Origin of the sequence: Chitinophaga sp. sic0106 (assembly GCF_019219075.1) — a bacterium.
GTDB lineage: Bacteria > Bacteroidota > Bacteroidia > Chitinophagales > Chitinophagaceae > Chitinophaga.
Genome location: NZ_JAHUWJ010000013.1, coordinates 1 through 21,940, shown reverse-complemented (window position 1 = coordinate 21,940; position 21,940 = coordinate 1). Strand labels below are relative to the sequence as shown.

The following is a 21,940-nucleotide window of genomic DNA, read 5'->3' as shown; positions in this document are numbered from 1 at the left end:
ATGAAAAAAGGTGATGACTTATGATCCAGAGCTATCTGAAAACGGCTATCCGGAATCTGCTGAAACATAAAATCTATAATGGGCTCAACATCTTTGGGCTGAGCATTGGTATAGTATGCGCGGCGCTGATATTATTATGGGTAGAAGATGAAGTGACTTATGATCATCATATCCGTAACCGCCAGCAGTTGGAGCGGCTGTATCTCAACTGGAACCAGGGCGATGGTATTCGTACCTATGTGTCTACTCCGGGGCCATTAGGGCCTGCCGCTTTGGCTAATGTACCGGGTGTGCTCAATGCATGTCGCAGTACGGAAGGCCAGGTGCAGGCGCTGGTCAACTACCAGAATAATCCGATGTATGTCAGCGGCCGGTATGTGGACAGCTCTTTTCTGTCAATGTTCCAGTGCCGGTTCCTGGAAGGTACTATCAGCGATGCCTTTAGCCAGCAGTATGGCATGGTGATCACCAAACGAGGCGCCAGCAAAATCTTTCACCAATCCACTAATGTCATAGGTAAAACGGTGTTGGTGGATAACAAGCATACCTATACGATTACTGCTGTGGTGGACGATGTACCGGATAATTCCACCGTCAAATATGAGTGGCTGGCCCTGTTGCCCAACCGCTATCCCAATCCTGATAAAATGTTGGGTGCATGGGCCTCCTGCAGCCTGGAGACTTATTTATTAACTGCTCCTGATGCCGATCAAAAAAAGATCACAGCGGCATTATCCGCGATGATGATAGCGCATATGCCTAACACCATTCAAGGGGTGGTGATGTCAAATATGGACGACTGGCGGCTGCATAATTCCTTTGTAAACGGTCAGCAGCAGGGAGGACGGATAGCATATGTGAAATTGCTGTTGATCATTGCCGTTATTATCCTCTCTATCGCCTGTATTAACTTTATGAATATGGCTACAGCCAGAAGTGAGCAGCGTGCCAAGGAAGTAGGTGTGCGTAAGGCGCTTGGTGCAAGAAAAGGGAGGCTGGCAGTACAGTTTTTAGGAGAAACATTGATACAGGCGATGTTGGCAGGAATTATCGCCATGATATTGTTGTTCTTGCTTTTACCGGCTTTCTGCGCGCTTACGGAGAAAGATCTGACAACAAATCTGCTTAGCCCGTTGCATATCACGGTGTTAATGGCGCTCATTTTATGCTGTGGGTTACTGGCTGGTTGCTACCCCGCGCTATACCTCGCCAGCTTTCACCCGGTGAGTATCCTGAAGGGACTCAGGATAAAATCACTTCGCACCGATTTCATACGTAAAGGATTGGTCGTAACGCAGTTTACCATTTCTATCAGCTTAATCATTGCGACATTAGTCATCTACCAACAGATAAAACATGTGAAATCCAGGGATATGGGTTTTAATACCCAACATATGTTGTCTGTAAATATGGCGGAAGGAAAGCTGGCTAATTTTGATCCGATTCGTCAGGACCTATATCAAACGGGTGTTGTAGCCAATACGTCTGTTGCCGACTACAATCCTTTGTACGGTGGTAATAATACAAATGATATTTCCTGGGATGGCAAGGAAGCGGACAAAAGTATCATCACTTCCCTGCGTTTTGTAGATAAAAACTACCTTCCCACTATGGGCATGCAACTGGTGGAAGGAGAGAACTTCCGCGCTGTGAAAGATGATAGTGTAAATGTGATCATCAATGAATCACTCGCCAAATTAATCAGTAAAGGAAGTGTGCTTGGGCAACCATTGTATATGATAGATGATACTGCAGTGATATTCAAATTCCGTATCGCAGGAGTGGTGAAAAATTATGTATACGGGGATATGTATGGAAGTCCTGATCCATTGGTATTTTTCAATATTCCATCTTCGGCCAATACCATATTTATCAAACTGGAAGCCGGGGCCGATCCCGCCAAAGCGATTGCTAAAATCGGGGCGGTTATCACCCGGCATGACCCGGCCTATCCATTTCGTTATCAATTCCTGGATGACCAGTTTAATGATATGTTCCGCACAGAAATGCTCACGCAGCATCTCTCCAGGATTTTTGCAGGTATAGCCATTTTAATCAGCTGCCTGGGATTGTTTGGATTGAGTGCCTACACTGCCGAACGCCGCACCCGCGAAATAGGCGTGCGTAAGGTGTTAGGTGCAAGCGTGAGCAGTATTGTACAGTTGCTTACAACCGATTTTCTGCGGCTGTTGGGCATTGCCATACTGATTGCGTTCCCGTTGTCGTGGTGGCTGATGCATAGCTGGTTGCAGCAATATGCCTACCGTATCAGCATCGGTCCAATGATATTTGTAATAGCCGGAATGATTGCTCTGCTCACCACCTTACTCACTGTGAGTTTTCAATCTATTCGTGCCTCTCTGGTCAATCCGGTGAACAGCCTTAAGTCGGAATAACAGGCATGTATTATACAATTGAAAGTTGAAACTGTTGCCCGGCTTTCAGCTGTAGTGGCTTATCCAGCTGAATGGTCACATAACCGTTCTTTTCTTTAAATGCCACCGGCTGTGTGCCTGCAAGTATCTGTTTTACGCCGCTGGCCTGGAATCGAAGTGTTTGTAATCGCAAACTCCCATATTTCAGTTGCAGGGTATGTTGCTTACCTTTTTGTGTATACGTACCCCAGCCTGCTGCGGTTACAAAAGGCGCTTTGAAATCTTCTGCATGCATGGCTGGTGCAAAGGCAATGAAGCCTTTTGGGCCATGGTACTGGAAGCCGCAGGCCGTAACGAATGTACCGTAGCTGGCCATGGCGCGGGCATAGTGATCACTGCATTCAATTTCGTTAAACGGATTACGTTTGACCGCATGGTATCTGTCGTGAATAGCGCGGGTGAGCGTGAGCGCTTCATCCGTCATCCCTTCCGCCATCATATGCGCTGCCACCTGGTGTTCAAAGCCGCTCATGCATTCATTGAAGTAACCCAGCTGCCAGGCATTTTTTACGCCAAATGGAAATTCTTCGTTATGCGGATTGGTGTTCAGTATCATACCACCTTCGCCGGGGAGGGCATATGGCCGGCCTCCCGGGTGTGCTGCAATGTAGGGGCCCACATCTGCCTTAAAATTATATTTATACAATGCTTTCAGTGCCGATAACGTTTTTTCCCGGTCTATCACCCGGTCCATGCCTACCTGGAATGCCCAGCTCTGGCCATATACCTGGTCGATGTGGCAGGTGTTGTAAGAACCTATCACTGACCTGCCTTTTGTTTTATCTGGTTGATGAATGAAGTATTCGCCGTTGAAGAGCTGCGTTTCCATGTTACGTTTTCCTTTCTCCGTATAGTCGTTACAGATAGCTGCGAAATCAGCGTCATTCATCTCTTTGGCCATCAGCGCTGCTGCCTGTACAGCGGCAATGGTGAGCCCAACAATCCAGGCGATTTCACCATCCCACACCGCATCGAGCGTATTTTCCATGGGCGTGTCCGTCATACCATCTCCGTTGCGGTCCTGATGAATGAGGAATAAGGTAGCTTTCTTAATCTGCGGCCAGTTTCTTTGAAGGAAGTCGTTGTTGCTGCTCATCTGGTGCTCGCGGTAAATGCGCAGTACGGTGCCTGCCTGCCCGTCGATGGCGGGGCGCTTTTCTGCTTCTCCGCGAAACAGTATGCCGCCATCCGGCATCATGCCTATGCCGAGGTCCACGCGCTCGCGGGTATCACGCTCCAAGGCCGGGAATATGCGGCCTACCGCCTGTGCATACTGCCATACGTGTGTGCAGGTGCCCTCACAGGCGCCCACACCTTCCCAGGCGTAAAAGCGGCCGGAGCTAAAGCGGTGTGCTGTAGTGGTCGCCAGGGTGGAGATGTTGAGGAAGGTGCGCTCCATAAACCACCAGGGAAGGGAGGCATCGTACCAGGTATCTTTCCATAAGCGGCTTTCGCGGGTGAGGCGGTCATGGTTGTTTTGCACATACGTCATCACGGCGGCAGCGTCTTTGTATTTATTTGCATAGTAGCGCCCTTCGCCCTGTATACCTTTGAAATGCAGGTTGGCAGCGTGCCAGCTGATGGCAAAGTCGGTACGTATAGTCTTGCCCGGTAGTATAGTGTGCCGGGTAGCCACGGAGCCGGTGAGCTTTTCGCTGACAGGCTTCACTGCCTGTTTAGTCGTCACTGTGCGGAAGATATGATCCCCCTGGGGCATAGCTGTATTCAGCAGTACTTTACTGCCTGCTGCTGCAATGGAAAAGCTTCCGTAATCAGATTTTTTACTGAACGCTTCATTGCTGCCGGTTTTAGTACGTACTGTTTCATGAATACCCTGCCAGTTCTTGTTTTTCACGATGATGTTTACCCGCTCGTGCGCGTCACCTGCGGAGTAGATAGCGGTTTTGTTTTCCAGCCATCCCAATATGGTGGCAGTTACCGGCACCTGGGCTGTATTGTGTATCTGGTAGGAGAGGATGGTGACCGGTAATCCGGAATCATCGGCATTCAGCGGGATGAACGGAGAAAAAGCTTCCAATGTAATCGCCACTGGCAGCGCCGGGTCTATATAACGGATAGTGGCTATAGGATAGGTGGCCTCAAAACTGATTTCGGGCCAGCTGGCCTCGTCAAACCTGCGTACAATGGTTTGATTGCCCCAGCTGAGCTGCAGGGCAAAGCCCTGGTCCAGCGGGCGTATATCCTTTGACGGTGCAATATAGCAGGCGCCATCGCGGGAGCGCACCTTTTTGCCGCCATCCAGCACATTTGCATTGTAACTCACCACCTTGGGCTCTATGCCTTCCTGGTTCCTGTTAAAGATATCCCAGAGCCACAGGCGCCCATCGCCACCCAGGTATACGGTACCACACATGATACCGCCCACCGGCATGCCAATGTATTGCAGTTCATTTTTACTTTTGAGGTAGGTGGTTACGTTACCTCTTTCGTAGAGAGATTTGATCCAGGAGGCATCCGGCTGCGCTAACGGTGCGGGCAGCATACTACCCAATACTGGCAGGCGTACCGTAAGTACGCCCGCCATCGTTAGACCAATATTTCTTAAGAATTTTCTTCTTTCAATGCTCATAAAATCAGGGTTTATTTCCAGGCACTTGTTTGTACCAGATTTTAGTTTTTGTCCGGCGCCGTTTGAGGAATGGGCCATGTGTAGTGCTTCGCCGGATGAATGTTTTGTCTTTCGCTTTAAAAGCGGTCATTGTCCACCTTAAAGGCATTACTATCATTGTTCACTGCAATATTTTCCTGCCAGGTCCTGATCATAACATGTCAGGGCAATATATAGAACCTTTAGGGAAGCCGCATCAAGGAGGTTAACACAGTGTTATTATTGGTGAAAAAAACATCATAGGGTGAATTAAAATGGCTGTCCGGGGTGGACAGCCATTTTCATATAGTGGTTACTTGTTTGCTATTGTTTTACTATCGTAATATAGCCTTTTACTTTAGGCAAGCCTTTGCCAAAGTCCAGCAGGTAATAGTAGGTGCCTTCCGCGAGCGTTTGTCCGTTTACGGTACCCGTCCATTCATTCTGATAGCTGCGTTTGGAGAATACGAGGCGGCCGGCGCGATCAAATACTTTCAGCTCATTATCCGGGTAGCTGTCGATATTTCTGATCACGAAGCGATCGTTGATGCCATCACCGTTGGGCGTAAGGATGTTGGTGGCTTCTACTTTGAAGTCATCCTTCACATCAATGGTAATAGTGGCTTCTGCTGTACATCCTGCGCTGTTGGCAGCGGTCACGGTGTACACCGTTTTTTCCTGCGGCCTTACAGTGGCTACATTACTGTTTTGTTCGCCGAGGATGCTCTGCGGATGATCAGCAGTCCAGCTGTACGTGGCGGCACCGGTAGCGGTGAGCGTAACGATATCGCCTTTGGATACCTGTAAGCCTTTATTGCTGGTAATTACCGGCTTATTGATGCTGGTTACGCTGACGTCAAATGTTTGCTGTACCTGGTCAGTACCACCATTTGCTGTACCGCCGTTGTCTTTAACGGTAACGGTTACACTGGCGGTGCCGGAGGCGCCTGGTACAAAGGTGAAGCGCAGGGCATTGTTTATTACGGTAAAGGCGGAGAACAGCGCATTATTGCTGTTGGTGGCTGATACGGTAGTTGTTTGTCCTGCTTCAGGGCCTGCTGTTATGTTGGAGAGCGGGATGCTGATTTCATCGGGAGCGGCGCAATAGTTGGCTGACCCGATGGCGCCAAGGGTAGGGGCTTCGTTTACATCGGCGATGTTGATCACGAAGGCTTTCTCCAGGAATTCATTGCTTTGTGAACTTACACGTATGCGGATGTTGTAACTGGACTTTGCTTCATAATCAAACACCTGGCTGGCCAATAGCTGTGTGCCATTGATGCGGAATGCGCTGTTGTCTTCACTGCCGTTACCGGGTACCAGTGAGTAGGTAAATATGCTTCCGGCCTCATCAGCAGTAGCGGATAAATTACCGGCAATGCTGCTGATAGTGTTGTTTTCTGTTAATGTTACAGGTACGAAATTTAAGCCAGTAGGGCCTTCCAGTAGGTTGTTCAGATCTATTCTTACCGTTGCAGGAGCGCTGGTGTTCAAGCCATCGCTGACGGTAAGGGTGAGGGTGAAGCTGGTATTTTTTTCGTAATCCAGGTCACCGGCATCGTTCACCGTAACAACGCCTGTAGCCGGGTTGATCACAAAGGCCGGATTAGTATCACCATCTGTATTTACGTTATTGGTAATGGTCCATTGTTGTAGTGTGCCCGCAGATCCAGGATCATTACCGGCAACGGTGCCTACGATAGTACCGGCAGCACTGTTTTCATTCACGCTGAATACTTGTCCGGCAGTGATTGCCGGCGGAGCAGCGTCAACTTTCACCCCGCTGGTATTTTCCACGCCGTGTAGCGTGAGGTCCATGGTGTTGCCCATAAAGTCCTCTAAGGTGCCACCATCGGGTGATAGCGCCGTTATTGTTATTCCATCCGTATCTACTTCACCGGTTTGTACCTGGTAGGCGAATTTCAATCCGCTGGTGGCGGCCCCGGAAATATAGGTGGCTTGTACGGTGGTGCTTCCAATGGTGAGTGTAAGCGTTGGCCTACCTATTACCCTGACCTCCTCAGATGTGTTAACCGTGAAGTTTAATATTTCTCCGGCCATGTATGTTTTGCTGGCTGGTACAGTTACACTGCTCACCACCGGCGCTAAAGCGTCTATCTTCAGCCCGTAAGTAGGGCCAACGTTCAGGAGTGATAAAATCAGTGAATTACCTGCTATATCTTTGATGGTACCTTTGTTAGGAAATATTGAAATCACATCGATACCATCTGCGTCCATATCGCCGGGTTTAACCTGGTAATCAAAGAAGAGGCTATCAGTGCCGGTACCGCTTTTATAGTCGGCACTCACAATATCGGTACCGATTACTAAACTGAGGATAGGCGTTCCCGTTATTGCCATTTTTTCGGATGTTTTTACCAGGAAAGTAAGTACCTGACCGGCACGGTAGGTATCGAATGGTGGCATCACTACAGCTGCTATGGTTGGAGCCACTCCATCTATGATAATATTCTTGTTGGCTCCCAGTGACCCTGCAGTGCCTGGTGCGGGCAGTGTGAGCTGCGCATCAGCAGTAGTGACACTTTTTATGCTGCCTCCATTGAGTCCCAATGCTGTACTGAGGGTATAGTCCAGGTCGGCGGACACATCTCCCGGCTGCACCGTATAGGTAAAGCTAAGGGTGTTGGTGCCGCTGCCGCTTTGGTAATTCGCTGTACGGTCGGTGCTGCCGGTTTCCAGTGTGAGCTGCGGGTTACCTGTTACGAATACCGGTACGTCGAATGTTAGTGTAACCTCAATAGCCTGGCCTTGTTTGTAAGCACCGTCACTGTTAATGGCCGATACACTGGTAATCGCAGGAAAGTTGGGAATAACGTTGATATTCACCACCCGTTGGCTGGTCTGTGGGTCGGTTACACCGGTAACACCGGTATTGCCCAGGTCATCGGCGGTGATGGTAATCGTTGCAGGTCCATAGTAGTTAACTGCAGGCTTGTATATCAGCGTCGACAAAGCAGCATTTACATTAGCTGGTGTGCCTTGTATTTCCATGGCAGCCACGTTAGTGCCGGGGCCACCTGAAATGAAGGTTATGCCTCCCAGCGGTGTGAGGGTCATAATGCCATTGGTCGCTTGCAGCTTCACACGCATAGGGGCGCTGACGTTATCCACATCATTTACGCTGATGCTATTGGCAAGGTTAAATACGAAAGTCGTATTCATAAGCAAATCCAAAGCAGTTGGTGACGTGATCACAGGTGCATCATTTACCGGTTTGATGGTGATGTTAAAAGTAGATGTACTTATTTGGTTGCCTCCACTTCCAGTGTAACCGTTGTCGTTATATATAACGGTGGCAGTAAGGCTACTGCCGTTGTCATTGGGTGCAGTTGTATAGCTTACGCCGTTTCCTGCACAAAACGCGTTGATATCTGAAATTGCACCAATTAATTGCATCGAATTGGTGCCAGCATTGATCACGGTTACACCTGCGCCGGCAATGGCGGTAAAGGTGCCCCTGCCTGCCGGAACAGAGAAGGTGACGGCAACGGGATTGATTCCTGCATCCACATCACTAAAGGCCAGTGGGGTGATAGCGGTTGGTACATCTTCCGGTACGGTAAATGGAGAAGTGGGCACTGTTGGAGTTGCGCCTGGATCGTTCACACCACTTATCCGCAGCAGGATGGTAGCCGCTGCTGTTTGAATTCCGCCTGTGCCGGTATTGCCATTGTCGGACACTGTTAAGGTAAGGTTGACATCCCCATATTGGTTAGGTGCAGGAGTGTACCGGATATAATTACTCGCCAGGTAGGTGTTGATATCTGCCACTTTACCAGTTATACTAATCATTGTGGGACCCGCGGACACTCTGGGGGTTTCGGTTATTACGGCCCAAAACCTGCCTTCACCGGAGGGAAGTGATAAGGTAAGTTGTACATTGGAGGGATCTGCATCCGGATCTGCAATCGTAATGCCGGTGAGGTTGGTCGTCCCATCCTCCGTAAGATTGAGCTGTGTGGGAGCCTGGATGGTAGGTGGATCGTTTTCCGGAATAATATTGACCCCAACCAGGGAAGGATAGCTGGTGCCTCCATCTCCATCGTCAATAGTAATGTTTGCGGACCGTGTTGCACCATTTAAGGTAGGATGATCAGAGGTGGATCTGAAGGCGATAGCACGAAGTAAATCCTGCGCTACTGCAGTGGTTACACCGGCTGCCATAAATTGAATGACCAGCGGCGTACCTCCCGTACCACCAGACGCCATTGCTACCGCTCCACCACCATAGGTAACTAACCCTACGGCATTTACCTGGATATTGATGGTATTGGCCAGTATCCATTCATCTCCTACATCAGTTATGCCGGTTGGCTGAACGGTAATATTGCCTCCACTCAAAACAGGTGAATCATCCGTTACGGTAGTATTGTTGTCATAGTCCAGAATTACGGCTGCCCTGCCTTCGGCATACATGACTGCATTACCGTTCAGCCCGGAAATAACAGGGGCTGCATTTGCCCGGGCTGATCTGCCTTTGTAAGGGTTTGTGGCATGCAGTTGCATACTAAAGCAATTTATCAGTAGCAACAACAAAAAGCACTTGCCACAAGAAACAAGCCAACGGCTGATGCCAGATTTAAAGTAAAAATCTTCCATACTTTGATGCGATAGTTTCTAACTAAAAAAATTCAGGCGCTTTCAATACGATACAGAAAAGTTACCACCGCCTTAATGGGGGGTATTGGTTTTTATTACCTATATAAGCATTACGGGATTGTTTCCTGATTCTAACGTACAGGGATACTCGTTAACACCATTTGCATTCTAACAATATAGGGGTGCTAAGGTAACCAATATATGCCTCCGTTTGGTACATTGGTTAAATTTCGTAGGTGCGTTTCCGTATAAACTTATCTAGTGTGTTTTTAGGGAGATGTAAACCCTGCGTGGCTGCAGGGCCGGGTTAAGGAAATGTCGCTGCTGTGATCGTTTGCACGGCGTTGCTACGCGGAGACCCTACCCTTATCGGGGTTCCGCTTTAGATGAATATATGCAGACGGCAACATGTTATACTTGGCTTTAAATGACCTGGCAAAATAATTAGGTGTTGCAAAACCTACCGTGTAGGCAACCTGCGCAATGTTCATATCGCTTTTCTCCAGTAGCACCGCGGCTTTTTCCAGCTTTACCGACCGGATATACTCCACCGGCGTTTGCCCGGTAAGCTCCAGTACCTTGCTGTATAAGGAACTTCTCGACATGCCAACATGCTTGCTCAGCGCCTCTACCGACAGCTGTGTGTCGGTCAAATACTTATCCAGGTAAGCTGTTATTTCATTCATCAGCCGCTCGTCTTCCAGCTGTATTGCCGGAACCGGCGCTTCTACCTTTATCTGTTTGGAGTAGGTATCCCTGGCGTGATTGTTCAGCGAAAGCAGGTTTTTAATTTTGGTATGGAGTATTTCCACATTGAATGGCTTCAGAATATAATCATTGGCACCTGTTTCCAGCCCCTTCAATTGTTCTTCTTCACCGGTAAGTGCCGTCAGTAAAATAAATGGAATGTGATGCGTACGTTTGTCGCCCTTGATTTTTTTACACAAATCCATACCATCCATATAAGGCATGCTGATATCACTCACAATCAGCTGGGGGTGTTGTGACAGTGCTTTCTGCCATCCCTCCTTGCCGTTACAGGCCTCAATTACGCGGTATTGCAGCCGCAGGTTATCTTTCAAATAAAAACGCAGATCGTCATTGTCTTCCACAATCAACACCGTAGATATATCGGCGTTAGCTGCTGATGCCGGTGTAGTTTCCAGGGAGATGTCGGCCGCCGCTATATCAATATCTTCAGCGGCAGGCAATAAGGGTATTTCTGTCCCAATCCCGCCAACGGCGGTCAATGGGATGGTAAGGGTAAAAGTGCTGCCTAGTCCTGGCTCACTGTCCACCGTGATGTCGCCTCCATGCATTTTTGCAAACTCCCTGGTAATAGATAATCCAATACCGGTACCTTTATTGATGATCGCAGCAGGAGTGGAGTGCTGGAAAAAGTGTTCAAATATTTTTTCGTGCTGGTCCTGTGGAATCCCTATACCAGTATCTTTCACATGAATAGCAAACCAGCCTTCTTTTCCTTCCGCCTTTTGAACAGCGACCACTATTTTGCCTCCTTCCAGCGTGAACTTGAACGCATTGGACAGCAAATTAAACAGAATACGCTCTATCTTATCATGGTCAAATTGCGCAAACATTGTATGTACACTGCTTTCAAAGTTTAAGCTGATTTTCTTTCGCTCCGCCATATCTCTGAAGGAATCGGTAGCTTCATGTACGAAGGCTATAAACTCTCCGTCAGATACCTGCAGTTTTAATTCCTGCTCCTCCAGCTTTCGGAAATCCAGCAGCTGGTTTACCAGATTGAGCAGCCGCCGGCCGTTTTGCCGGATCATGCGTAACTGATTAAAGGAGTGATCGTTTTTTTCCTTGCGTATCAGCGTATCAATAGGGCCCAGGATTAAAGAAATTGGTGTTCTGAATTCATGACTCAGGTTGGTGATGAACTTGATCTTTAACCGGTCCAGTTCGTGTATACGCGCTGCTTCGCGGCGTTCCTGCTCCCGCTCCATTTGCTGCTGCCGCTCTGCAAATTTCTTTTTTACTTTCTGAATACCTTTATACCGCATCAACAGTAGCAGGCCAATGGCTACCAGCAGATATGCACCATAGGCATAGGTGGTACGCCACAATGGCGGGTGCACGATGATCCGTATGGATTTGCCTGTTTCATTCCATACGCCGTCGTTATTACTAACTTTTACCCGCAATACGTATTCGCCAGGATCCAGGTTCGTGTAGGCGGCAGTGTTACTATTTCCGGTGTAATTCCAATCTTTTTCAAATCCCTCCAGCCTGTATGCATATTGATTTTGCTCTGGTGCGGTATAGTTTAGCCCTACAAAACTGATGGCAAAATTTTGCCGGTAGTCTAAATCTATCCTGTCTGTAATACTGATGTTCTCTTTAATCGGCCCCTGCGGCGAGGGTTTAACTGACCTGTTTGCAATCCGTAGGTCCGTAAACAAAACAGCCGGTGCATTGGTATTCTTTTTTAAACCTGACGGATGGAAATAGTTGAAACCTTCCAGGCCGCCCATGTATAGGGTACCGTTGGCCGCCAGTATGCCGGAGCCACGTACAAAGTTGTTATGCTGCACACTGTTATGGAATGTATAGTTATTGAACTTACGGGAGCCCGGGTCAAAGCTGCAGATGCCCTCATTGGTGGATAACCATAGCAATCCGTTATTGTCTTGCAGAATTTTGTAGATATTATTATTTAATAACCCATCTTCTTCTGTGAAGGTTACAAACTGGTTGGTCTTTTTATCCAGCAACCCTAATCCTCCGCCATAACTACCTACCCAGATGTTGCCTTGTTTATCTTCCAGGATAGAAAAAATCTTATCGCCTGGTAAATGGTTATTGTAAGTGGTGTATACGGTGAAATGGCGGAGTGATGCATCCAGCCTGGCAATGCCACCGCCATGTGTAGCAATCCAGAAGTTGCCGGCGTGGTCTTCCCGGATATCCCGGATGTAAGGATTCAATGGCAGTGTAGAATCATTAGGACCTGGTTCGCGGGTATAACGTGCTATTAATTGTAATTGCGGAGTCAGTACCGTAAAGCCGCCTCCATTGGTACCTATCCAGATACGCCCTTTGCTGTCGGCCGTCAGGGAAAAAATATCGTTGGAGTTGAGCAGGGGACTGTTTTCCTTTGTGAGCTGTTTGTAATGCCCGGTACCAATATCGTACACAAACAAACCGTCGAAGAAAGTACCTACCAGTAATTGATTGTTTTGGGTTAGCAATAGGGACACTACCCGAATACCTTTTTCACAACCTTTGATAGCGGATCGTAGTCCGAGTTGTTCAAATGTTTTGTGGCCGGGATCAAAGAGGGCAACACCACCCATGTCAGTGCCTACATAGATTTTTCCATTTGCTGTTTCTGCAAAGGACGTAACAATGGAAGCAGGCAATCCCTGCTTGTTGAAGGGATCATGCTGCACCAGGTTGAAAAGGTTCAGGTGGCTGTCGTACTTAATGATGCCATTGCGGTAGGTCCCCACCCAGTAAAGGCCGTCTTTATCAATATGAATGGAGTTAACGTCCTTTAGCCGCATCGTTTGCCCGTTCCCTTTATCATAGGTGAGTGTTTCCACCTGCCCGGTAGCAGGGTTGAGCAGGTCCAGCCCGGAGGTAGATCCCACCCAGATCCGGTTATGCTCATCTACTTCCAGGGCATTCACGGAATTACTGCTGATGCTGTTGGAGCCGGTAGCCGCGTGGCGGTAGGTGGTAAAGCCCTGCAGGTTAGTATTCGTCATACATAGCCCATCGGTGGTGGCTACCCATATATTTCCGTTTTTATCTTCCTTTATATCACGCACCACATTACTGCAAATGCTCTGAGGATTTGCAGGATGATGCAAGAATTTTTTAAGAGAATGGCCCTGCTGTTCCAGCATAAACAACCCTTCATTGGTACCGATCCACATTCTTTGCCGACTGTCTTCAAATAAACAAATGATAGTCGTATTCACAGCCTGCTGCTTCGCATCTGCAAAAGGAGTTATTTTTTTGGTCACAGGATCAATAATATCCAGGCCTCTGAAATGTCCTACCCATATCCTGCCATGGTGATCACTGGTAATGGCTTTAACTACGTTGCTCCCCAGGCTGTTAGGCCCCTGACCTGCCGGAAAGTTGAGGAAATTATCATGTTTCCGGTCGTACATGCTCAGGGAGCCGCCGCTGGTGCCTATCCAGATGGTGCCGCTCCTGTCTTCATAAATGGCCGGAATTTCATTGGCGGGCAGACTATGAGGATCATTATTCTTATTCCGGTATACCGTAAAGTTGGTGCCGTCGTATTGCGCCAGGCCATCATCGGTGGCAAACCACATGAGGCCAAACCGGTCTTTGATAATGGCATTGATAGTGCTGGATCGGATACCGCCACTCGTGCTCAAAGCCCTGAAATGAAAGGGTTGGGCAGTAGATAATTTATAAAGTGTCAATAAGACAATTAAAATAATGTGTCTTTTATAGCAGAAAGGCCGTTTTTGGTTGCTTGTCATATGAATGCTGGTGGCGTTAGCTGTAATTGATCCGAATAACGTGCGAACTGGATGCGAATTGGTGCTTCAAAGGAAATCCGTGGTCATTTTCCTATGTACAATATAGGATAAAAAACAGCTTTGTTAACTCAGTGGCTAAAAAAAATCTGGCATTTCCCTACTTGTTTTTTGTTTTTAAGTGTCAGGCAGACATTTATGTAGCCTGTTTAAAATCTACCTTCCACCGCTTTATGAGGGCGGGCAGGCAACGATTCTTTACCGCGCTGAACAGTTGTTATTTTTTATTCAGGTAGACATTTGTGTTGCGAGGCAAAAATCTCCCGTCCACCTCCTTATAATGATGGCAAGGCAATGATTGTCCGCCGCGCTGAACATTTGTTGCCATATTTTCAACATTTGAGCCATCGCTCCACGGCCGGTAGTACTACATTTGAAGCGTATCCCATTCAACACGTTATGAACTTGAAGCGCAGCCTTTTAGGTATGGTATTGCTATGCCTGCCAGTCACATTATTACATGCACAAACCAGTACTGCTGATCAGCAATCCCTGGAACGCTACACGAAGGAATTGACTTATGTCAATCCTGTACTTCCCGGTGATCATCCGGACCCTACCCTTTTAAAAGTAGGTGATGATTTCTATCATTGTGGTTCTTCCTTTCATTTTAATCCCTACCTGCCGGTTTATCATTCCAGGGATCTCGTGCACTGGAAAATAATCACGCGGGTGCTGCCTCCTTCGCACTCCACCATGGTGGCCGACAAACCATCAGGTGGCGTGTGGCAGGGAGCCATTACCTATTTCTACGGCTCCTACTGGATCTATTTTTCCTCGGGAGGCCAATGGTTTTCCAAAGCGGCCACACCTTACGGGCCATGGTCGGCACCGGTACCGGTGAAAACCGATTCCGCCACCGGCAACCTGGGCTACGACAACTCCATCTTTGTAGACGATGATGGAAAGCCCTATATGGTCATCAAAAACGGCCAGAAAGTAAACCGCCTACGTGCACTCAACCAGGAAGGACAATTGACCGATACCGTCATCAACCTCGACTGGATCAATGCTAATCTCCAGTACAGCTGGGCCGAAGGACCCGTGATGTGTAAGCGAAACGGATATTACTATTATTTCCCTGCCGGCGATGTATCCGGCGGTCAATACGTATTGCGTGCCACCGCTTTAACGGCCGACTCCACCAAATGGGAGCGACTGGGCAACTTCTTCAAACCATCGCCAGATCCGGAAAATGCGTTCAGAAGCCCTAATCATATTACGGCACCCGTGCAACTTCCGGACGGTACCTGGTGGACGCTGGGGCAGAGCTATCAAAAAACGGACACGGATGACTGGTCCGGTATGGGGCGACAAACATCTCTCTATCAGGTTATCTGGGAAGGTGACCGCCCCTGGGGACTTCCACCGGTAAGCACTCCTGTTACAAAACCTAACCTGCCGCAGGGTGGCATTACATGGCGCACTGCCTGCAGCGACCATTTTGAAGATGCCAGTCTGCACCCATGCTGGCACTTTCTGAACAGGTATGCAGGTGCCCACTACTCCCTCACCGACAGGAAAGGCTGGATCAGGCTGCAACCAGATACAGCCCAAACCCACCTGGTGCAAAAAGAAACCGATCATTTCTATACCGCCATTACCAAAGTTGACCTGGATGCGAGTGATACTTCCCATCAGGCAGGCATTTACCTGAGCAACGGTAATCAGAAAGTATACGTGGCCTTCTATACCGGGTATGATAATGGGAAGAAGTTAATCTTTCACCATGATACCGCCACGTTCATCGTAGCCAACCCGGTTGGCAAGGAAGTGTGGCTCATGGTAGAACGAAATGAACACCTGCTCACGGCCTCGTATAGCCGTAACGGTCATGACTGGATAAAGGTAAGCACCGTCAACAGCCGGGCGCTCGACCGTACGCAACCCAACTTTAATTCCTGGGTAGGCACCAGCATTGGCCTTTTTGCAAAAGGGAAACCGGCCGATTTCGATTGCTTCCTCTATAAAGACGGCGGTGCTCCACTGCCGGCTGTTAGCTATAATAATTATTATGGCATCAAAACGGTTACATCTCCCTATGGTAAAATGGTAACCAACGACAGCAATAATGGTGGCTGGATGATGTTTGCCGGAATAGACCTGGGTACCGAAGCCCAGCCATCCGGTAAGATGACGCTTGAACTATCCGCCACGGCCAATGCCCGCCTGGAAGTATTCCTGGATAGCATGCCGGGCACGCAGCCCCTTGCCACAGTAGCCATTTCGTCTACACAAAAAAAACTTAAAAAAATCAGCTTTGATATAGGTAAGTCATGTGGCCAACATGATGTTTTCATCCGCTTTGCACCCGGTTCAAATGGCGCAGCGAATATCCGCTCGCTCAGTTTTTCAGCTAAGTAACCTATTCCACTACCACGTTTTAAAAACTATTAAAAACACTGTTTATGTTCATGTCAACCTTTCAACAAATAAGGCGATTGAACCTGCCGGGGGGGACGATTGCTTTATCCTTCCTGTTAATTTTTTTCCAATATACCGTATTGGCGCAGGCCGTACGCGTAACCGGCAGTATTGTTACCAGCAGCGGTGAGCCCGTTGGCTTTGCATCGGTAGCAGTAAAAGGTGGCTCCGCCGCCGTAGTGGCCGATGAAAAAGGTCTGTTCTCCATCAATGCCGCACCCAATGCTACGCTGATTGTTACTTCCGTCGGATACGAACGGCAGGAGCTGGCTATCGACGGCCGTACTTCCATTAAAATTACACTCGTATCCACCGCCAGTAGTCTGCAGGACGTGGTCGTTATCGGTTACGGCACCCAACGAAAAGAAGCGGTAACAGGCTCCGTAGCCTCCATTAGCGGCACGGCAATGCGGGAAGTTCCTTCTGCCAACGTATCGCAGGCACTGCAAGGCCGCATGGCAGGTGTGCAAATGGCACAAACATCCAGCAGGCCCGGTGCCGCCATGCAGATCCGCATCCGCGGCGCACGCTCTCTTACCGCCACCAATGATCCGCTGATTGTGCTGGATGGTATTCCTTTTCCTGGCTCCATCGCTGACCTGAACCCCGATGATATCAAAAGTGTGGATGTATTAAAAGATGCTTCCGCTACTGCTATATATGGCTCCCGTGGTGCCAACGGTGTTATACTCATCACCACCAACAAAGGTCAGAAAGGCGCCAGACCAAGATTTGCCTATAACGGCTATGCGGGTAACCAAACAGTTTTCGGCAGGTACCCGATGATGGATGCTCGCGAATTCACTACCCTCAAACAGATCGCCAACCGTTTCCCTGCATTGGGGGTGGATGAAGACTCCTCCGGTAAAGTAAATACCGACTGGCAGGACCTCCTGTACCAAACAGGTACGGTAAACAGTCAGGATGTGAATGTAACCGGCGCTGGTGAAGGTGGCAGCTATAACGCTGGCATGGGCTATTACCGTAACCAGGGTGTGATTCCCACGCAGCGGTATACACGCTATTCCTTCCGCGCTGGAGTGGATCAGCTGATCGGCAAACATTTCCGAATCGGTTTTACCACCAACAATAACTATAATATCAGTGAAGGTAGCCAGGTAGGAGTGAACCTGATGTTGTCCCCGCTGGCGAATCCCTATAACGCAAACGGCTCTACTAAAAGAACCGTAAACACCACGCTGGGCGACAGCTATGTACTCACCAAAGGCGTAGTGGATAGTTTATCGGATAACGGATTGTGGTTAAACGAAACCAGGAATTTTGCTACCTATAACTCTGCTTACGGAGAAGTGCAGATACCTGGTGTAACCGGCCTGAAATACCGGGTAAACCTCGGCCTGGACTTTATCCAAAGCAACAATGGTAACTATACCGCACAGGGGGTGAATAGTGTGAATGCCACCACAGAGTCCTCCGCAGGAGTGAGCAACTCACAAACCTACCACTGGACGGTAGAAAACATCCTGTCCTATGACCGCACCTTTGCGGAAAAACATAGTGTAAACGTTACCGCTTTATATTCCGCAGAGCAGCAGAAATTCAACACCTCTTCTATGGCTGCAAAAGGTATTCCCAGCGATGCCTTCCAGTTTTATAACCTCGGCAATGCCACAGGAGAAATTACCGTGAACCCGGCTAACCAGGGGTATTATTTGTGGGGACTGATGTCGTGGATGGGCCGTGTGATGTATGCTTACGATAATCGCTATATGATATCGGCTACGGTACGCTCTGATGGTTCTTCCAGGTTGGCACCGGGCCATCAGTGGCATACTTACCCGGCGGTATCAGCAGGATGGAATGTGGCCAATGAATCGTTTATGCAACAGGTGAAATGGCTAAGCTCCCTCAAGCTACGTGCAGGTTTTGGTCAGACTTCCAACCAGGCGATCAATCCCTATGCTACGCTGGGTGCTTTAAGTACCAGACCTTATAATTTTGGGTCTGATAACTATTCCATCGGCTACTATGTGACGCAGTTACCTAACGCCAGCTTAGGCTGGGAGTATTCAAAAACCTGGAACTACGGTATCGACTTCGGTTTATTTCAAAATCGGTTAACAGGTACCATCGAATATTATATTACTCAAACCAATGACCTGCTGCAAAGCGTAGGACTGCCGCAAACTTCCGGTGTTAACAGCTATACAGCCAATGTCGGAAAAACGGAGAACAAGGGTATAGAAATTACGCTGAATGGAACCATCCTTGACGGTGGCCGTGATGGCGTTTCCTGGGATGCAGGCTTTAACCTGTATGCTAACCGTAACAAGCTCGTAGCGCTGGCTTCCGGTTCCACCAAGGATGAAGGCAACGGTTGGTTTGTAGGACACAACATCAACTCCGTTTATGATTATAAGAAAATAGGATTGTGGCAGGAGAAAGAACCTTACCTGAATATACTGGAACCGGGTGGTGCGGTAGGTATGATCAAAGTATTGTACACAGGCGGCTTTAACGATGACGGTACTCCGAAAAGAGCCATTGGCGCTGATGACCGGCAGGTATTGGACCTGGACCCTAAATTTATGGGTGGTTTTAATACCCGCGTGGCATACAAAGGCTTCGACCTGGCCGCAGTAGGCGTGTTCCAGCATGGTGGTACACTTATTAGTTCCGTGTATGGTTCCGGAGGTTATCTGAATACCCTGACTACACGAAATAATAATGTGAAGGTAGACTACTGGACGCCGGAAAATACGGATGCGAAATATCCGAATCCCGCTGGTCCGCTGAGTGGCGATAATCCAAAGTATGGGTCTACACTGGGTTACTTCGATGCTTCTTTCCTGAAGATCCGCACTATTTCATTGGGGTATGATTTCAGCAGGAGCCTGATCAAAAGTAAAAACATAAAACTGCGTGCATACTTCACCGTGCAGAATCCGTTTGTGTTGTGGTCGCCCTATACGAAGGAATCTGGTATGGACCCTGAAACCAACTCCTATGGCAATGAAAATGCGGCGGTGCCTTTGTCCGGTAGCTTGCGGAGATTGCTGACTATTGGGGTGAATACGCCTTCTACCCGCAACTACATTATTGGTGTCAATTTATCATTCTAAACCAGCTGTCAAATGAAAAATATCAAACTAAGCAGATCCTTTTCCACTGCTGCACTGATTACTGTGTTGCTGGCCGGCTGCTCAAAAATATTAACAGAACAACCACGTAGTTCTTTTACACCTGATTATTTTAAAACAGAAAATGGGGTGAAAGGAGGGATTACTTCCCTGTATGCCCATTTGCGCAACATTTATGGGCATGCCTATTATTACAGCGGCTGCATAACCGGTACGGACGAAGCCACCTATGCACAAAGTGCCGATGGTAACTTTAAGGATATGGACATGTCCGGCGTAGGGTTGGTAACATCTACCAGTGCTCCGACAGCAGTTCCCTGGGGAGAATCTTATTCTGATATCAATACCGCCAGTGGTATTATCGAAAATGCATCTGCAGTAGGATTGCCGGATGCGTTGATTGCAGAAGCCAGGTTCTTCCGGGCCTTTGATTATTTCTTACTGGTGCAAACCTACGGTGGTGTACCATTGGATCTGGGAGCGGGTGAGCTGAAATTCAATACCAATCCGGTAAGAACGAGTAAGCGTAATACTGTACCGGAAGTATATACCAAAGCTATTTTCCCGGACCTGTTAAAAGCGGTGAGCGACTTACCGGATGCAGGTCGTGTGATAGGTGGCGTCACTAAAACAGCCGCGCGTTTATATCTCTCTAAAGCCTACCTTACCTATGCCTGGTGGCTGGAAAATCCGGGTAGTATTCCTACTTATCCGGAAGTAAACCGCACGGACCCTGACGGCCATGATGCACATTGGTATTATCAGGCAGCCTACGATGTGGCAGCCGCTGGTATTGATAACCACGGCAGCTTTGCTTTACAGCCTACGTATTACGACCTGGGCGTAGGTTCCAATGATCGTAACAGTGAAATTTTATTGTACGCCGATCGTACAGAATCGAGTGAGTATTATAATGGTTCAAGTCTTACCTATGGCTCAGGTGGTGCACCGGATAACTTTGCAGTGTGGATGATGACCTGGAACTATACGCTGATCAGAAGCAGTAAGAGTGCCACTACCTGGAGTAATGCTGCCAGTACCGTGCAGCGTGCAGCCACGCAGGATCTGGGCCGCCCATGGACCCGTATGACGCCTACGATTGATGTGGTGGAAAACACCTTTGCAGACAAAACCAATGATTCCCGTTATGATGGCACATTTGTAACGGTTTACCGGGGAAATTGGGATAAGGGGGGAGATAATACCCCCGCTTATTACAATGCTAATTTACTGCCGGTGAAACCTGGTGATGCCATTCTCACCTTCCTCAACAGTGAACCGGCTACTGCAATCAATTACACTGACTGGGCAACAAAAAATAATGTGGGTGCAGGTGCATTGCCTGGCAGGGCGGATTTTGTGGTATCTCCGCAAGGGATTAGTCGCTTAAGATATCCTGGTCTTTGGAAGATGGGTACGTACCGCACGGATAATGCCGGCGGGCTCGGACAGCCGAATGCGGCTACCACAAGGCCTTTTAATATAGCGAAACTATCTGAATTGTACTTCATCGCTGCGGAAGCTGCGGTGAAAGGGGCAGCTCCGGTGGCCGGTAAATCAGCCAGGGAGCTGATTAATGTACTGCGTGCCCGTGCCGGGAAATGGCGTTTCAGCAATGCGGAGAATGTGGCGAAAGTAGTGGACAACAGCGCCGCCATGGTGGCTGCTACCCCTGCTACTATTGATATCAATTATATCCTGGCTGAGCGTTCCCGTGAATACTATGGCGAAGGGTATCGCTGGTATGACCTGGTGCGTACGCAGAAGTGGGCGGAGATAGCTGCCACTTACAGGATAGGAGGGGTGAATATCGGTGATCATACACCGCAAACCATTACTCGCACCATTCAGCCATTCCATTACCTGCGGCCTATTCCGCAGGGGCAGATTGATGCGATGCAGATGAACGATGCGGAAAAGAAAGCTTATCAAAATCCTAATTATTAAATACTTCCGAACTTAACTCGCTAAGCCAATAAGTTCGTGAATCTTCGCGATATATCAGAAGGGCGTTTTTACGTCCTTCTCTTTTTTGTAAATGATGAAGGCAAACCGGTGTTACATCCGGTTTGCCATTTATGTGTGCCAGGCATGTGTTATAGCTCTAGGGTGCAAGTCCCGAATGCGCTTTGTAGTAGGAAGCATTAGCCAATAGCAAGGGTGTCCATTGTAAGATGGAATCTGAAGGAAGCTGGCGGCAAA

General features: G+C 48.4%; 7 protein-coding genes. 4 read left to right on the top strand and 3 right to left on the bottom strand.

Features of this window, described 5'->3' with window-relative positions; translation table 11 throughout:
- The first annotated feature begins 20 nt into the window (after window positions 1–20).
- The gene (locus KW844_RS18685) at window positions 21–2,396 is read left to right on the top strand and encodes an ABC transporter permease (protein ID WP_218378303.1); all 2,376 of its coding nucleotides are present in this window, start codon (window positions 21–23) and stop codon (window positions 2,394–2,396) included.
- A 10-nt stretch (window positions 2,397–2,406) separates the two neighbouring features.
- Here KW844_RS18685 and KW844_RS18680 read toward each other — a convergent pair whose 3' ends face one another.
- The 3 genes from KW844_RS18680 to KW844_RS18670 all read right to left on the bottom strand — a co-directional run bounded on the left by KW844_RS18680 (window position 2,407) and on the right by KW844_RS18670 (window position 14,096).
- Complete coding sequence (locus tag KW844_RS18680; RefSeq protein ID WP_218378302.1) at window positions 2,407–5,025, bottom strand: GH116 family glycosyl-hydrolase; 2,619 nt, start codon at window positions 5,023–5,025, stop codon at window positions 2,407–2,409.
- A 342-nt stretch (window positions 5,026–5,367) separates the two neighbouring features.
- Window positions 5,368–9,570 (bottom strand): gliding motility-associated C-terminal domain-containing protein, encoded by a 4,203-nt coding sequence (locus KW844_RS18675; RefSeq protein WP_218378301.1) that lies wholly within the window; start codon window positions 9,568–9,570, stop codon window positions 5,368–5,370.
- 440 nt (window positions 9,571–10,010) lie between these two features.
- Window positions 10,011–14,096 (bottom strand): two-component regulator propeller domain-containing protein, encoded by a 4,086-nt coding sequence (locus KW844_RS18670; protein ID WP_218378300.1) that lies wholly within the window; start codon window positions 14,094–14,096, stop codon window positions 10,011–10,013.
- Between the two features lie 516 nt (window positions 14,097–14,612).
- On the opposite strand from KW844_RS18670, the gene KW844_RS18665 reads away from it, so the two are divergent.
- Genes KW844_RS18665 through KW844_RS18655 form a run of 3 tightly spaced genes read left to right on the top strand, consistent with a single transcriptional unit; the run spans window position 14,613 to window position 21,685 of the window.
- Window positions 14,613–16,577, top strand: a complete 1,965-nt coding sequence (locus KW844_RS18665) for a family 43 glycosylhydrolase (RefSeq protein WP_218378299.1) — start codon at window positions 14,613–14,615, stop codon at window positions 16,575–16,577.
- A gap of 44 nt (window positions 16,578–16,621) precedes the next feature.
- Complete coding sequence (locus KW844_RS18660) at window positions 16,622–19,720, top strand: TonB-dependent receptor (protein ID WP_218378298.1); 3,099 nt, start codon at window positions 16,622–16,624, stop codon at window positions 19,718–19,720.
- A 12-nt stretch (window positions 19,721–19,732) separates the two neighbouring features.
- A complete protein-coding gene (locus tag KW844_RS18655; RefSeq protein ID WP_218378297.1) occupies window positions 19,733–21,685 on the top strand; it encodes a RagB/SusD family nutrient uptake outer membrane protein in 1,953 nt (650 codons plus the stop codon).
- Window positions 21,686–21,940: the final 255 nt, after the last annotated feature.

What these genes read in the sequence shown, in the direction of transcription:
- KW844_RS18685 (WP_218378303.1), top strand. Translation starts at nt 21, where the DNA reads ATGATCCAGAGCTATCTGAAAACGGCTATCCGGAATCTGCTGAAACAT.
- KW844_RS18680 (WP_218378302.1), bottom strand. Translation starts at nt 5,025, where the DNA reads ATGAGCATTGAAAGAAGAAAATTCTTAAGAAATATTGGTCTAACGATG.
- KW844_RS18675 (WP_218378301.1), bottom strand. Translation starts at nt 9,570, where the DNA reads ATGCAACTGCATGCCACAAACCCTTACAAAGGCAGATCAGCCCGGGCA.
- KW844_RS18665 (WP_218378299.1), top strand. Translation starts at nt 14,613, where the DNA reads ATGAACTTGAAGCGCAGCCTTTTAGGTATGGTATTGCTATGCCTGCCA.
- KW844_RS18660 (WP_218378298.1), top strand. Translation starts at nt 16,622, where the DNA reads ATGTTCATGTCAACCTTTCAACAAATAAGGCGATTGAACCTGCCGGGG.
- KW844_RS18655 (WP_218378297.1), top strand. Translation starts at nt 19,733, where the DNA reads ATGAAAAATATCAAACTAAGCAGATCCTTTTCCACTGCTGCACTGATT.